9 protein-coding genes are annotated in these 14,499 nt (G+C 71.3%); 7 read left to right on the forward strand and 2 right to left on the reverse strand.

Annotated features, from left to right (window positions below):
* Positions 1-11 precede the first annotated feature (11 nt).
* The 7 genes from JF597_RS34200 (at position 12) to JF597_RS34230 (ending at position 11,082) form a co-directional block, all read left to right on the forward strand.
* Positions 12-1,703 (forward strand): extracellular solute-binding protein, encoded by a 1,692-nt coding sequence (locus JF597_RS34200; RefSeq protein WP_294004306.1) that lies wholly within the window; start codon positions 12-14, stop codon positions 1,701-1,703.
* A gap of 28 nt (positions 1,704-1,731) precedes the next feature.
* A complete protein-coding gene (locus JF597_RS34205) occupies positions 1,732-2,769 on the forward strand; it encodes an ABC transporter permease subunit (RefSeq protein ID WP_294004309.1) in 1,038 nt (345 codons plus the stop codon).
* On the forward strand, positions 2,766-3,710 hold the full coding sequence (locus JF597_RS34210; RefSeq protein ID WP_294004312.1) for a carbohydrate ABC transporter permease: 945 nt from the start codon (positions 2,766-2,768) through the stop codon (positions 3,708-3,710). The genes JF597_RS34205 and JF597_RS34210 overlap by 4 nt, the downstream gene beginning before the upstream one ends.
* 264 nt (positions 3,711-3,974) lie before the next feature.
* Positions 3,975-6,170 carry a sialidase family protein gene (locus tag JF597_RS34215; RefSeq protein ID WP_294004315.1) on the forward strand — a complete coding sequence of 732 codons (2,196 nt, stop codon included), beginning with the start codon at positions 3,975-3,977 and terminating at the stop codon, positions 6,168-6,170.
* On the forward strand, positions 6,170-8,137 hold the full coding sequence (locus tag JF597_RS34220) for a beta-galactosidase (protein ID WP_294004318.1): 1,968 nt from the start codon (positions 6,170-6,172) through the stop codon (positions 8,135-8,137). The genes JF597_RS34215 and JF597_RS34220 overlap by 1 nt, the downstream gene beginning before the upstream one ends.
* Positions 8,134-10,332, forward strand: a complete 2,199-nt coding sequence (locus tag JF597_RS34225; RefSeq protein ID WP_294004320.1) for a glycoside hydrolase N-terminal domain-containing protein — start codon at positions 8,134-8,136, stop codon at positions 10,330-10,332. Before JF597_RS34220 ends, JF597_RS34225 begins: the two co-directional genes overlap by 4 nt.
* 36 nt (positions 10,333-10,368) lie before the next feature.
* Positions 10,369-11,082 (forward strand): hypothetical protein, encoded by a 714-nt coding sequence (locus tag JF597_RS34230; RefSeq protein ID WP_294004323.1) that lies wholly within the window; start codon positions 10,369-10,371, stop codon positions 11,080-11,082.
* Between the two features lie 46 nt (positions 11,083-11,128).
* Here the strand turns inward: JF597_RS34230 and JF597_RS34235 are convergent, their stop codons facing one another.
* The gene (locus tag JF597_RS34235) at positions 11,129-12,316 is read right to left on the reverse strand and encodes a sulfotransferase (protein ID WP_294004325.1); all 1,188 of its coding nucleotides are present in this window, start codon (positions 12,314-12,316) and stop codon (positions 11,129-11,131) included.
* Between the two features lie 125 nt (positions 12,317-12,441).
* Positions 12,442-14,496, reverse strand: a complete 2,055-nt coding sequence (locus JF597_RS34240; RefSeq protein ID WP_294004328.1) for a glycoside hydrolase family 31 protein — start codon at positions 14,494-14,496, stop codon at positions 12,442-12,444.
* Positions 14,497-14,499: the final 3 nt, after the last annotated feature.

Below are 14,499 nucleotides of genomic sequence, written 5' to 3' on the forward strand. Positions count from 1 at the left end.
GGGTTGACGCAATGACGCCGAACGCCGCTTCCGCCCCCGCCGGGCCGAGCCGGAGAAGTTTCCTCGCCTCCACGGCAGTCGCCACCGCAGCGGTGGCGGGCGGGATGCCGCTGCTCGCCGCCTGCGGGGCGTCGGACAGCGGGTCTGGAGGGGGCTCCTCGTCGGGCAAGGGCACCCAGAAGCTCCTGCCATCCTACGTCGCCAACAACGTGGTGACGCCGGACATCCCGTCGAAGAACGGCTCCTCGATCGGCTTCACCAGCAAGCTCGACCTGGCGTCCCTGAAGACCTCGGTCCCGAAGAAGCTCGGCAAGGGCGGCAAGGTCACCGTCATGTCGCCGTTCTGGGGTTCCCCGCCCAAGCAGGACAACGCCTACTACAAGGCGATGAACGACATGATCGGCGTCGATGTCCAGTGGCAGAACCAGGACGGCAACACCTACGACCAGAAACTCGGCGCGGTCCTCGCCTCCAGCGACGTACCGGACGTCGTGGTCATCCCGAACTGGAACATGGGCGGCAAGATACCCACCGCCATCATCAGCAAGTTCGCCGACCTCGGACCGTACCTTTCGGGCGACAAGGTGAAGGACTACCCGAACCTCGCCGCCATCCCGACCGACGCCTGGCGGCGCTGCATCTTCGGCGGCAAGCTGCGCGGACTGCCGATGCCGGCCTCGTACGTCACCAACATCGTGCCCTTCTACCGCAAGGACATCTTCGACAAGAAGGGCTACCAGGTCCCGCGCTCGGCGGACGAGTTCCTCGCCCTGGCCAAGGAGATCACCAACGCCAAGGCCAAGCGCTGGGCCTGCATGGACATGAAGTGGACCGCCTGGCAGATGTTCAGCGTCCTCTCCGGCAGCGAGAAGCCGCTCGGCTGGAACCTCGTCGACGGCAAGCTGATCAACCGCATCGAGACCGACGAGTACCTCGAAGCGCTGGAGTGGACCCGCAAGCTCTTCGCCGCCGGGGTCGTCCACCCAGACGCGATGCTGGGCAAGAACGCCCCCGACGCGGGCCCCAAGTTCGCGGCCGGCGAGTTCCTGATCTACCCCAATGACATCAGCCAGTGGTGGAGCCGCACCGCCGAACAGGCCACCCAGAACCCGGACTACAAGATCTGGGGCATGGACGTCTACGCCCACGACGGCGGCAACCCGCAGGTCTGGGCCGAACAACCCGCCGGCATCTTCGCCTTCGTCAACAAGAAGGCCTCGGAGTCCGTGATCCACGACGTGCTGGCCGTCGCCAACACCACCGCCGCGCCGTACGGCACCAAGGAGTACATGGCCACCAACTACGGCGTCGAGGGCACCCACTACACCGTCAAGAACGGTGTGCCCACCAAGACCACCCAAGGCAACAACGAAGTCCTCAACGCCTACGTCATGGTCGCCAGCCCCGCCCCCACCATCGCCCACCCCGACTTCCCCGAGGTCGCCAAGGCCCAGGTGGAGTGGCAGCAGCGGATGGGCTCCTTCACCAAGAAGTCCAGCTTCTTCGGCCAGATGATCACCGAGCCGTCCCGCTACACCAACCTCATGGACGACTTCGAGACGCTCGAGGACGACATCACCCGCGGCCGCAAGAAGATCAGCGACATGCAGCAGGCCGTCGCGGAATGGAAGAGCAAGGGCGGCGACAAGCTGCGCGACTGGTACCAGAAGCTGCTCGACGACAACGGTTCGTCCGCGAGCTGACCCGGAAGCCGAGGCAAGGAGAACGGCCGTGTCCCACAGCACGGTGCCTCGCAGCAGGGCCGAGGCAGACGACAAGGCGCGGAGGACCCCGGTGGCGTCCGGCGGCGCCACCGGCCCCCGTAAGCAGGGGAACACCGGAAAGCTGAGCCTGCGCCTCAGATTCAGACGCGACCGCGCCCTGATCCTGATGACCCTGCCGGCGGTCCTGCTGCTCCTGGTCTTCAACTACCTGCCGATCCTCGGCAACATCGTCGCCTTCCAGGACTACGACCCCTACATCAGCGACAACGGCATCGTCTCCATGCTGCACAGCGCATGGGTGGGCCTGGAGAACTTCCAGCAGATCTTCGCCGACTCCGCGTTCTGGAACGCGGTGAAGAACACCCTGGTGCTGTTCTTCCTGCAACTCGTGCTGTTCTTCCCGATCCCGATCGCCCTCGCGCTGCTCATCAACAGCGTGGTCCGGCCGCGGGTGCGGGCGATCGCCCAGGCGGTGCTGTACCTCCCGCACTTCTTCTCCTGGGTGCTGGTCATCTCCGTCTTCCAGCAGATCTTCGGCGGGGCCGGCGTGCTGTCGCAGCTGCTGCGGCAGCACGGCTACGACGGCCTCGACATCATGACCGACCCGTCGACCTTCAAGTTCCTGGTCACCGCCGAGGGCGTCTGGAAGGACGCGGGCTGGGGGATCATCGTCTTCCTGGCGGCACTGGCGTCCGTGAGCCCCGACCTCTACGAGGCCGCCGCCATGGACGGCGCGGGCCGCTGGCGCCGCATCTGGCACGTCACGCTCCCTGCGCTGCGCCCGGTCATCGCACTGCTGCTGGTCCTGCGGGTCGGCGACGCGCTGACGGTCGGCTTCGAACAGATCCTCCTCCAGCGCGACGCCGTGGGACCGGGAGCCTCCGAAGTCCTCGACACCTTCGTCTGGTGGAACGGCGTCCGCAACCAGGACTTCGGCTACGCGGCCGCCGCCGGCCTCATCAAGGGCGTGGTCAGCCTCGGACTGGTCCTCGCCGCGAACAAGGTGGCCCATCTCATGGGCGAGCAGGGGGTGTACAAGAAATGACCGCCGTCATCGACAAACCGTCCGCGCCGGAGCGGCCGCCGTCCCGGTGGGCCGCACCGCCCCGCCCGGTCTGGGAGGAGGAACCCGGCAGGGCCGGTGCCGCCGGCAAGGGCCTGGTCCTCACCCTGGCCTGCCTCGCCATCCTCTTCCCGCTCTGGATCGTCGTCGTCACCAGCCTGTCCTCCCGGAAGACCATCGACGAGGCGGGCGGCCTCGTGATGATCCCCAAGGGCATCACCTTCGTCGCCTACAAGGAGCTGCTGAGCGGCGGTCAGGTCACCCGGGCCACGGTCATCAGCGTCCTGATCACCCTCGTCGGCACGCTGTTCTCGATGACCGTGTCGGTCCTGTGCGCCTACGGCCTCTCGCGCATCGGCTCGCTCGGCCACCGCTGGTTCCTGATGCTGCTGCTGGCGACGATGTTCTTCAGCGCCGGCCTGATCCCGACCTATCTGCTGGTCCAGTCCCTGGGCCTGACCGACAGCTATCTCGCCCTGATCCTGCCGAGCGCGGTGAGCGTCTTCAACATCCTCGTCCTGCGCGGGTTCTTCATGGGCATCTCCCAGGAACTGACCGACAGCGCGCGCATCGACGGCGCCGGCGACTTCCGGATCCTGTGGCAGATCGTGATGCCGCTGTCCCGGGCGGTGCTGGCCGTGATCACCCTGTTCTACGCGGTCGGGTACTGGAGCGCCTGGTTCAACGCCTCCCTGTACCTCAACGACCAGGACAAGATGCCGCTGCAGAACGTCATGATCCAGCTGGTGCAGAAGCAGCAGGCCCCGGTGGGGCTGGGGCAGGCGATCAAGACGGGCGAGCTGTCGGGGCTCGCGGTGCAGATGGCGGTGATGGTGATGGCGTTGCTGCCGGTGGCGGTGCTTTCGCCGTTCGTACAGAAGCACTTCAAGAAGGGGATGCTGACCGGGGCCGTGAAGGGCTGACGGTCGCCTTCTGAAGGGGGGCGGCGGGGAGCGTCGGCGACCGCGGGTGGTTCGTAACTGGTCGCGCAGTTCCCCCGCCCCTGAGGAGCGCTGTAAACACCAAGCTGCGGGCAGTCGTGCCGCTGGGGCGGCACGGGTGGGCGCTGGGGGTCCCCCCGGCCGAAGGCTGGGGGAGGCACCCCGCAAGCGCGGGCGGCCGAAACCCCCCGCCCCAGCCCTCACTCCGGTCCACTCACCCAAACCCACGCTCACCGAAGGTTCCCCATGCCCACCCTGAGCCGCAGAACCGTCCTCGCCGGCACCGCAGCGGCCGCCGGCCTCACCGCTCTCCCGACCCTCACCGTCGGCCCCGCCCACGCGGCCGAGCCTCAGCCGCAGGCGTACCGCTGGCGCAACGCGGTGATCGGCGGCACCGGATTCGTCACCGGCGTCCTCTTCCACCCCACCACCCCCGGCCTCGCCTACGCCCGTACGGACATCGGCGGCGCCTACCGCTGGGACGCCCGCACCGCCCGCTGGACCCCCCTCACCGACCACCTCGGCTGGGACGACTGGAACCTCCTCGGTGTGGAGGCGATGGCCGTAGACCCGGCCCACCCCGGCCGGCTCTACCTCGCCCTCGGCACCTACTCCCAGTCCTGGGCCGGCAACGGCGCGGTCCTGCGCTCCGAGGACCGCGGTGCCACCTGGGCCCGTACCGACCTCACCGTCAAGCTCGGCGCCAACGAGGACGGCCGGGGCATGGGTGAGCGACTCCTCGTCGACCCGCGCGACAGCGACACCCTGTGGCTGGGGACGAGACACGACGGACTGCTCAAGTCGACGGACCGGGGCGCCACCTGGGCGGCGGCCGGCGGCTTCCCGGCCACCCCGTCCGCCTCCGGGCAGGGCGTCAGCCTCCTCGTCGCCGTGGGGCGTGCCGTCTACGCCGGCTGGGCGGACGGCGACGGCAGCGCGACCGCCGTCAGCCTGTACCGCACCACCGACGGGACGGCCTGGGAGGCCGTACCCGGACAGCCCGCCGGCACCTCCGCCAAGGTCCCGGTCCGCGCCGCCTACGACCGGCACGCCCGCGAGCTGTACGTGACGTACGCCGACGCCCCCGGCCCCAACGGCCAGGCGGACGGCAGCGTGCACAAGCTCGCCACCGGCACGGGCAGGTGGACCGAGGTCACGCCGGTCCGACCCGGCGGCAGCGACACCTTCGGCTACGGCGGGGTCGCCGTCGACGCCCGCCGGCCCGGTACCGCCGTCGTCTCGACGAACAACCGCTGGTCGGCCGTGGACACCCTCTACCGGACCACCGACGGCGGCCGTACCTGGACGTCCCTCAAGGACTCCGCCGTCTTCGACGTGTCGGAGACCCCCTTCCTCAAGTGGGGCGGCGACCAGCCGAAGTTCGGGTGGTGGATCCAGGCCGTCGCCGTCGACCCGTACGACTCGAAGCACATCGTCTACGGCACCGGTGCCACCCTCTACGGCACCCGCGACCTCGTCCACTGGGCCCCGCAGATCCGCGGCCTGGAGGAGACCTCCGTGCTTCAGCTGGTGTCGCCCCCGGCCGGGGAGGCACACCTGCTGAGCGGCTCGGGGGACATCGGCGTCCTGTACCACGAGCGGCTCACCGCGTCTCCGTCCCGCGGGATGGCCACGAACCCCGTGTCCGGGTCGGCGACGGGGCTCGCGCAGGCCGCGGGCCGGCCGGCGTACGTGGTCCGCGCCGGCTGGGGCGACAACGGCAACGGGGCGTACTCGAACGACGGGGGCCGGACCTGGGCACCCTTCGCCGCCCAGCCCTCCCTCGCCCACGACGCACCGGGGCCGATCGCCGTCAACGCCGACGGCAGCGTGCTGCTGTGGTCCTTCGTGCACTGGGACGGGACCAGGTACCCCGCCCACCGGTCGGAGGACAACGGTGCCACCTGGACCGAGATCTCCTCCTTCCCGAAGGGCGCCACGCCGGTCGCCGACCCGGCCGACCCGACGCTCTTCTACGCGTACGACACCGACACGGGAACGCTACGAGCCAGCACCGACAGTGGCCGCACCTTCACCGCGCGTGCGACCGGGCTGCCCTCCTGTGACAGCCAGTTCCAGCTGGTCGCGGCGCCCGGCCGGTGCGGTGACCTGTGGCTGAGCGTGAAGGGGAACGGCCTGTACCGGTCCACGGACGGCGGGGCCGCCTTCGTCAAGGTCACCAGCTGCCGGGCCGCGTACACCCTGGGCTTCGGCAAGGCGGCGCCCGGCGCCGACTACCCCGCGATCTACCTCGTCGGTTCCACCGACTCCGGCACCGCCGTCCGCCGCTCCGACGACGAGGCCGGCACCTGGGTCCGGATCAACGACGACCGGCACCAGTGGGGCTGGATCGGGCAGGCCGTCACCGGCGACCCGCGCGTGTACGGCAGGGTCTACCTGGCCACCAACGGGCGCGGCATCCAGTACGGGGAGCCCAGCTGATGCCGGGGCTCACCGACGCCACCCGCGGCCGCATCCTCTTCGGCGGCGACTACAACCCGGAGCAGTGGCCCGAGGAGACCTGGCACGAGGACGTCCGGCTGATGACGGCCGCCGGCGTCAACTCCGTGACCATGGGCGTCTTCTCCTGGGCGCGGCTCGAACCGCAACCGGGGGAGCGGGACTTCGGCTGGCTGGACCGGCTCATGGACCTGATGCACGACCACGGCATCGGCGTCGTCCTCGCCACCCCCACCGCCTCACCGCCGCCGTGGCTCGGGCGGCTGCACCCGGACACCCTGCCGCGGGACGCCGACGGCCGCACCGAGTGGTGGGGCGGCCGCCAGCACTTCTCGCACTCCAGCGCCACCTACCGCCGGTACGCCGCCGCCATCACCGAGGACCTCGCCGCCCGCTACGCCGGCCACCCCGCCCTCACGATGTGGCACATCAACAACGAGTACTGCACCTTCGACCACGGCGACGAGGCCGCCGCCGCCTTCCGCCGCTGGCTGCGCGAGCGCTACGGCACCCTCGACGCCCTCAACACCGCGTGGGGCACGGCGTTCTGGAGCCAGGGCTACGACACCTGGGACGGCATCCTGCCCCCGCGCCACGCCCACTACCTGAAGAACCCCACCCAGGTGCTGGACTTCCGCCGCTTCACCTCCGACATGCTCCTGGAGTGCTACACGGCCGAACGGGACATCGTCGCCCGGCACACCCCGCACATCCCGGTGACCACCAACTTCATGCCGCTGTGGATCGGCCAGGACGCCTGGCGCTGGGCCGCCGAGGAGGACGTCGTCTCCGTCGACCTCTACCCCGACCCGAGGGACCCCCTCGCCCCGCAGCACGGCGCGCTCGTCCACGACCTCACCCGTTCCCAGGCGCGCGGCCCCTGGATGCTCATGGAGCAGGCCGCCGGGCCGGTCAACTGGCGCGGGGTGAACCACCCCAAGCCCCGCGGCCTCAACCGCCAGTGGTCGCTCCAGGCCGTGGCCCGGGGCGCGGACGCCGTCTGCTACTTCCAGTGGCGGCAGTCGCGGCAGGGCGCGGAGAAGTTCCACTCCGGGATGGTCAGCCACGCGGGGGCGCAGGGCCGTACGTACCAGGAGGTCAAGCAGCTCGGCTCCGAACTGGCCGCGATCGCGGCCGAGGTGACCGATCGGCACGTCGGCGCCGACGTCGCCGTGCTGCACGACTGGCACTCCTGGTGGGCCGGTGCCCACGAAGGCCGGCTCTCCACCGAGGTGGACCTCCCCGACGTCCTGCACGCCTGGCACCGGGCCCTGTGGGAGTCGAACCTCACCACCGACTTCGCCCACCCCGAACAGGACCTGTCCCCCTACCGGCTGGTCGTCGTCCCGCAGCTCTATCTCCTCACCGACGCCGCGATCGGCAACCTCCTCGCCTACGTCCGCGGCGGCGGCACCCTGGTCAGCGGCTTCCTGACCGGCATCGCCGACGAGGACGACCGGATCCGCCCCGGCGGCATGGACGCCCGGCTGCGCGAGCTCTTCGGCATCCGCACCCTGCACGAGTGGTGGCCGCTGGACGCGGGGGAGACCGTCGTGTGCGAGGGCTTCTGCGGAACCCTGTGGTCGGAGGAGATCGAGGCGATGCCCGGCGTCACGGAGACCGTGCCCTACCAGGGCGGGGAACTCGACGGAATGCCGGCCGTGCTGCGCAACGGGCGCGCCTGGTACGTCTCCACGCTCCCCGAGCCGGAGGCGCTGCGCAAGCTGCTCGGCCGGATCGCGGCGGACGCGGGGGTGCGCCCGGTGCTCGACGGCCTGCCCACCGGAGTCGAGGCGGTGCGCCGGGGTGAGCTGCTGTTCCTGTTCAACCACGGGTGTGATCAGGTAAAGGTTCCGGTCATGGGAACACATCGAGACCTGCTGACCGGTACGACGGTCACCGGCGAGACCGTCCTTGGCCGCTACGGAGTGGCGGTGCTCAAGCCATGAGCGCCACCGGCCCCGTCCACGGCACCTGGGAGCCCGCCCCCGCCGCCCGCTGGGAGGACGCCTTCCTGAGCGGCAACGGCCATCACGGCACCCTCGTTTTCGGCGATCCGAACGACGACCGGGTCATCGTCACCCACCACACCCTCGTCCGTCCGAACGGCGGCGAACGCGCCCGCCCGCCCCGCCTGGCGGCCGGACTCGCCGACGTGCAGGACAGGCTGCTCGCCGGTGAGCCGGCCGCCGCCGAGAGCTTCACCGACGGCCGTCCGCTCCAGTGGGTGCAGCCCTTCCACCCCGCCTTCCAGATCCGGCTGCGCAGGCCGCACACCCGGCCCGACGGCTACCGCCGCTCCGTGGACTTCACCACCGGAGAGGTCACCGCCACCGCCGCCGACTGGACCAGCCGGGTCTTCGTCTCCCGCGCGGACGACGTGATCGTGCAGCAGGTCACCGGCGCCGCCGCCCTCGACATCGCCCTCGACCACCGGCTGCCCGGCGCCCCGTCCGGCCTGGGCGTCGGCCACGGCGCGCTGCGCACCCCCGAGGGCGCCCTGCTCAGCCTCCGCGCCCGCTACCCCGACAGCGACCGCGCCTACACCGGCGTCACCCTGGTCGCCGTCACCGGCGGCAGCACCCGACTCGTCCCGCCGGGCGTCCGCGTCACCGGCGCCGAGTCCGTCCTCCTGCTCACCCGGGTCCGCCGCCACACCGGCGAACTCGACGTGACCGCCGAGACACGCGAACTGAGCGACCTGCTCGCCGGCCGGGAGTCGTACGACACGCTGCTCGCCCGCCATCTCGGGCCGCACCGCACCGCCTACACCCGTGTCACCCTCGACCTGGCCGCCGACCCGGCCGAACGCGCGCTGCCGGGCTCCGAGCTGCTGAGGAAGCCGACCGAAGCGGCCCTCCTGGAGCGGCTCTTCGCCGCCGGTCGCTATCACCTGCTCTCCGCCTCCGGCCTCAACCCGCCCCGCCTGACCGGCCTGTGGACCGGCGAGTGGAACACCGCCTGGTCCGGTGCCTTCACCAACGACGCCAACGTCAACCTCCAGACGGCCTCGGCCGCGGCCGCCGCCCTGCCCGAAGTCACCGAGGCGTGCGCCGCACTGGTCCAGCGCCAGCTCGGCGACTGGCGGGAGAACGCCCGCACCGTCTTCGGCGCCCGGGGCGTGGTCGCGCCCGCGCACAGCGACGGCGAGTCCGGACTGACCTACCACTTCAGCCGCGAGTACCCCCTGCACCTGTGGACAGCGGGCGCCGACTGGCTGCTCAAGCCGCTCGTCGACCACGACGAGATCCGCGGCGAGCACGATCCCCGCACGGCCGCGGTGCTGGCCGAAGTCGCCCTGTTCTACGAGGACTTCCTCACCCGCACCGACGCCGACGGCCACCTCGTCGTCGTGCCGTCCTACTCCCCCGAGAACCGGCCCGCGAACGCGAGCTGGGGCACACTCAACGCGGCGATGGACCTCTCCGCCGCCCGGCACGCCCTGCGCACCGCGGCCGACTACCACCCCGGCCCGGACGCCGACCGCTGGCGCGCCCTCGCCGACCGGCTGTCCCCGCACCGCATCAACGCCGACGGCGCGCTCGCCGAATGGGCCTGGCCCGGCCTCGACGACACCTACGACCACCGCCACCTCAGCCACCTGTACGGCGTCTGGCCGCTCGACGAGATCACCCCGTACGACACCCCGGAGCTCGCGGCCGCCGCCCACCGCGCGCTCGAACTGCGCGGTGCCGAGAACGACTCGGCCCACGGCCACCTCCACCACGCGCTCGTCGCGGCCCGCCTGCGGGACGGCGAGCGGGTCGGCGCCGCCCTCGCCCAGGTCCTGGGCGGCGACTTCTTCCACGCCTCCCTGATGAGCGCCCACTACCCGCACCTCGACGTCTACAACGCGGACGCCGCCCACACCCTGCCCGCCGTGCTCGTGGAAGCCCTCGTCCAGTCGACCCCGGACCGGCTGGTCCTGCTGCCGGCGCCGCCGCGGGGCCTGAGGACCGGGCGGCTGCACGGCGTCCGCACCCGCTTCGGAGCCGAACTCGACCTCGACTGGACGCCCGACGGCGCGCGGGCCGTCCTCAAGCCGCACCGGACGCTCCGCGTCGACCTGCGGACTTCCTCCGGCAGCCGGCCGCTCGACCTCGTCGCCGGAGAAGACCACGTCCTCACCCTGGGGACGTGGTAGCCATCCGCACCTCCCCCCACCCATGGAAGGGACACCATGGCATCACGCACGCTCGGCAGGGCCGTCACCGCCCTGATCGCCCCCGCGCTCGCCCTCGGCGCCACCGTCGGCCTCGCCGCGGCCCCCGCCTCGGCCGCCGTCTGGAGCTCCTGCGACCAGTGGGGCAACACCACGCTGAACGGCTACACCCTCTACAACAACATCTGGGGCTCCGGCGCCGGCACCCAGTGCATCTGGGCCAACTCCGGCACCAACTGGGGCGTCAACGCCAACCACCCCAACACCGGCGGCATCAAGTCGTACCCGAACTCCAAGAAGGTGATCAACAAGACGATCACCTCTCTCGGCTCGCTCACCAGCAGCTACAACGTGACCGTCCCGTCGTCCGGCGCGTACAACACGTCGTACGACATCTGGGACACCGGCTACGCCAACGAGATCATGCTCTGGGTCAACAAGACCGGCGCCGTCGGCCCGCTCGGCACCTCGCAGGGCACCCTCACGCTGGGCGGCAGCACCTGGACCGTCTACAAGGGCAACAACGGCTCGAACAACGTCTATTCGTTCGTCCGCAGCTCCAACTCCACCTCCGGCACGGTCGACATCCTGCCGATCCTGAAGTGGATCAAGGACACCAAGGGCTGGTTCGGCAACGTCACCATCGGTGACGTGCAGTTCGGCTTCGAGATCACGTCCTCGTCCGGCGGTCTGGACTTCACCGTCAACAGCGAGAGCGTCAGCAGCAGCTGAGCCACCGGGGCGGTCCCGCGATCCGGCGGGGCCGCCCCGCGCGCCGTCAGGCCCGGTCGACCTCGGCGCGCAGCGCGTTGTAGTCCGCGAAGGCGGTGTCGACGTCCGCGCGGGTCAGGCCGTAGCGGGCCAGGTCGTAGCTGTGGACCCGGGTCCCTCTGGGGCGGGCGGCGACGGCCGGGAGGCGGGCCGCGTCGGCCTCGGTCCAGCGGGCGCCGACGGCCGCGTAGAGCTTCGGGGCGCCCGCGGCCGGGTCGGAGCCCAGCCAGGAGTACGGCACGTCGACGAGGCGGTCGCGGGGGATGCCGGCGCGGGACGCGAGGCCGCGGCGGGCCGAGCGGGCCAGCAGCTCCAGCCAGGTGGCACCGATCCCGTGCAGGTCGAGGGGGCGGGTGTTCACCGCCATGCCGTGCTCGACCAGGCTGCAGAACGAGGCCACGGCGGTGGCCGGATCGCGGTGCGTCCACACGATCGTGGCGTCCGGGAAGACCGCCCGCAGCGCGTCCAGGTTCTCCAGGTGCAGCGGCGACTTCAGCACCCAGCGGCGGCGCGGGCGGCCGTACTGGAGGACCTGGTAGATCTGCTTGAGGTAGCGGTAGTCGGCGCCGAAGTCATGGGTCTCGTGCCAGGGCAGGTACCCGGGGATCACCGCCTGGGAGAGCGGCATCACCGTGTGCGGCAGCGCGAAGGTGCACTCCTCCGGGCCCTCGGGGCGCAGGTTGTGGATGTGCCGGAAGCCCGGGGCGAAGAGGTTGATGCCGTCGACCAGGCGCCGGGCGGTCGTGATCGCCTTCTCCCGTTCCGCGGGGCCGTCGTCGAGGCCGGGGGTCAGCAACTCCCAGAGCAGCGGGCAGCGGTGGTCCGCCGAGAGGGAGAGGACACCGTGGGTGAGCGTGGTGGCGGTGCGCGGCAGGCCCACCACGAACACCGGGCGCTCGACGGGCTCCCGCTCGATCTCGGGGTGCTCGGCCAGCAGCCGGCGGATCCGGGCGCGGTTGGCGAGATGCCGGCCGACGTGCCCGCGTGCGGACAGCCAGCCGACCGGGGTCAGATGCTCGGCCGCCGCCCAACATCGCAGCAGGTGGCGCAAGTCGTCGGTGAACCGTTCGTCGCCCTCCGCCGGCCCGGCCGCGTCGAGCAGCCGGCCGAAGGCCCGGTCCGGAGTACGGCGGGCGCGGAAGCCCGGTCTGAGGAGCAGGTCGGCGAGCGTGAGGGGGAGCGGGGCCAGGGCCACGGCAGCGGAACCCTTCGTGGGGGGACAGGGGAGGGGATACTGACTACCCCCTCCGACTGCCCGGCCACACCGCCGAGTTGAGACATTTACCGGCCGGTAACGGGAGGCGTCGCGATCCGGCCGGGCTACTCCGTGACCGGGAGTTCCGCCCCGTCGCGCAGGAACAGCGGGATGCGGTCCAGCGGCGCGTCCACCGTCACCGCCGCACCGCCCTCGTACGCCTCACCCGTCCACGCGTCCGTCCACCGGGCTCCCGCCGGCAGATACGTCGTGCGGACCGTGGCGCCCGCCGTCAGCACCGGCGCCACCAGGAGGTCGGGGCCGAAGAGGTACGCGTCGTCGACCGTCCAGGCCGCCTGGTCGTCGGGGAACTCCAGGAACAGCGGCCGCAGCACCGGCAGGCCCTCCTCGTGGGCCTCCCGCATGACATCGAGGACGTACGGCCGCAGGCGCTCGCGCAGCCGCAGGTACTTCTCCAGGATCGCGCCCGCCTCCGCGCCGTACGACCACACCTCGTTCGGGCCGCCGGTCATGTCGGGGCCCAGCGGCATGCCCGGGTCGCGGAAGCCGTGCAGGCGCATCAGCGGGGAGAGCGCGCCGAACTGGAACCAGCGCACCATCACCTCGCGGTAGGCCGGGTCGTCCGGGTCGCCGCCGTGGAAGCCGCCGATGTCGGTGTTCCACCAGGGGATGCCGGACAGAGCGGTGTTGAGGCCGGCGGCGATCTGGTGGCGCAGGGTCGTGAAGTCGGTGCCGATGTCGCCGGACCACAGCGCGGCCCCGTACCGCTGACTGCCCGCCCAGGCCGAACGGTTGAGGGTGACGACCTCCTCGCCCGCGGCCCGCAGGCCCTCGTGGAAGGTCCGGGCGTTCTCGGCGGGGTAGCTGTTGCCGACCTCCAGACCGGGGCCCGCCCAGTAGCGCAGGTTCTCCTGGAAGCCCGGCTTCAGCTCGGGCTCGCAGGCGTCCAGCCAGAACGCCGTGATGCCGTACGGGTCCAGGTAGTTCTCCTTGACCCTGGACCACACGAAATCCCGGGCGTCCGGGTTGGTGGCGTCGTAGAAGGCGACCTGGACGGTCGACGCCACCTCCTTGTCCGGCCAGTCGGCGTGTGCCGTCGGGCCGTACTGGGTGCCGATGAAGTAGCCGCGCTGCTCCATCACCGGATGGTTCTCGCTCAGCGGGGACACCGACGGCCAGACACTCACCACCAGCTTGATGCCCAGCTCGTCCAGTTCGCGGACCATCGCGGCCGGGTCCGGCCACTCCTTCGGGTCGAACTTCCACTCGCCGAGATGGGTCCAGTGGAAGAAGTCGCAGACGATCGCCGAGACGGGCAGGCCGCGGCGCTTGTACTCCCGGGCCACGGCGAGGAGTTCGTCCTGGGTGCGGTAGCGCAGCTTGCACTGCCAGAAGCCCGCCGCCCACTCCGGCAGCATCGGCGAACGGCCGCTCACCGCGCTGTAGTTGCGCTGCCCGTCGGCCGGGGTGCCCACCGTGATCCAGTAGTCGAGCTGACGTGCCGAGTCGGCCACCCAGCGGGTGCCGTTGCCGGCCAGCTCGACGCGGCCGATCGCCGGGTTGTTCCAGAGCAGCGTGTAGCCGCGGCTGGAGACCAGGACCGGGATCGAGACCTCGGCGTTGCGCTGGACCAGGTCCAGGACCAGGCCCTTCTGGTCGAGGCGCCCGTGTTGGTGCTGGCCCAGGCCGAACAACCGCTCGCCCTCGTAGGCGGCGAACCGCTGCTCCAGACGGTGGTAGCCGTTGCCCACCGCGGTGTACAGGCGTGAGCCGGGCCACCAGAAGTGCGCGCGCTCCTCGGCCAGCACCTCCGAGCGGTCGTCGGTGCGCAGGAAGCGGACCAGGCCCTCGGCGGACACCTCCACGGTCAGGCCGCCGACCGTCAACTGCCCCTCCCCGTCACCGATCTTGACGGTCGACCCGGTCGCGGGGGGCTCGTCGAGCAGAGCGCCCGGCAGCCCTTCGAGGATCGGCCCGCCGAGCCGGGCCCGCACCCGGACCGCGTCCGGACCCCAGGGCTCGATCCGCAGCGTCTCCTGACGGCCGCTCCACTCCAGGGCTCCGTCCCGCTCGCGGAAGGTGCCGAGGGTGGGGGAGGACTGCGCCAGGCTGACCTTGGGCTGCACAGTGGCAGACGGGTTCTCGGCAGGCTGATTCACGTG

The sequence above is a fragment of the Streptomyces sp. genome, from assembly GCF_019510245.1.
Lineage (GTDB): Bacteria > Actinomycetota > Actinomycetes > Streptomycetales > Streptomycetaceae > Streptomyces.

Bases quoted from the DNA above. Each gene is read 5' to 3' on its own strand.
- JF597_RS34200 (WP_294004306.1), top strand. From the start codon at position 12: ATGACGCCGAACGCCGCTTCCGCCCCCGCCGGGCCGAGCCGGAGAAGT.
- JF597_RS34210 (WP_294004312.1), top strand. From the start codon at position 2,766: ATGACCGCCGTCATCGACAAACCGTCCGCGCCGGAGCGGCCGCCGTCC.
- JF597_RS34215 (WP_294004315.1), top strand. From the start codon at position 3,975: ATGCCCACCCTGAGCCGCAGAACCGTCCTCGCCGGCACCGCAGCGGCC.
- JF597_RS34220 (WP_294004318.1), top strand. From the start codon at position 6,170: ATGCCGGGGCTCACCGACGCCACCCGCGGCCGCATCCTCTTCGGCGGC.
- JF597_RS34225 (WP_294004320.1), top strand. From the start codon at position 8,134: ATGAGCGCCACCGGCCCCGTCCACGGCACCTGGGAGCCCGCCCCCGCC.
- JF597_RS34230 (WP_294004323.1), top strand. From the start codon at position 10,369: ATGGCATCACGCACGCTCGGCAGGGCCGTCACCGCCCTGATCGCCCCC.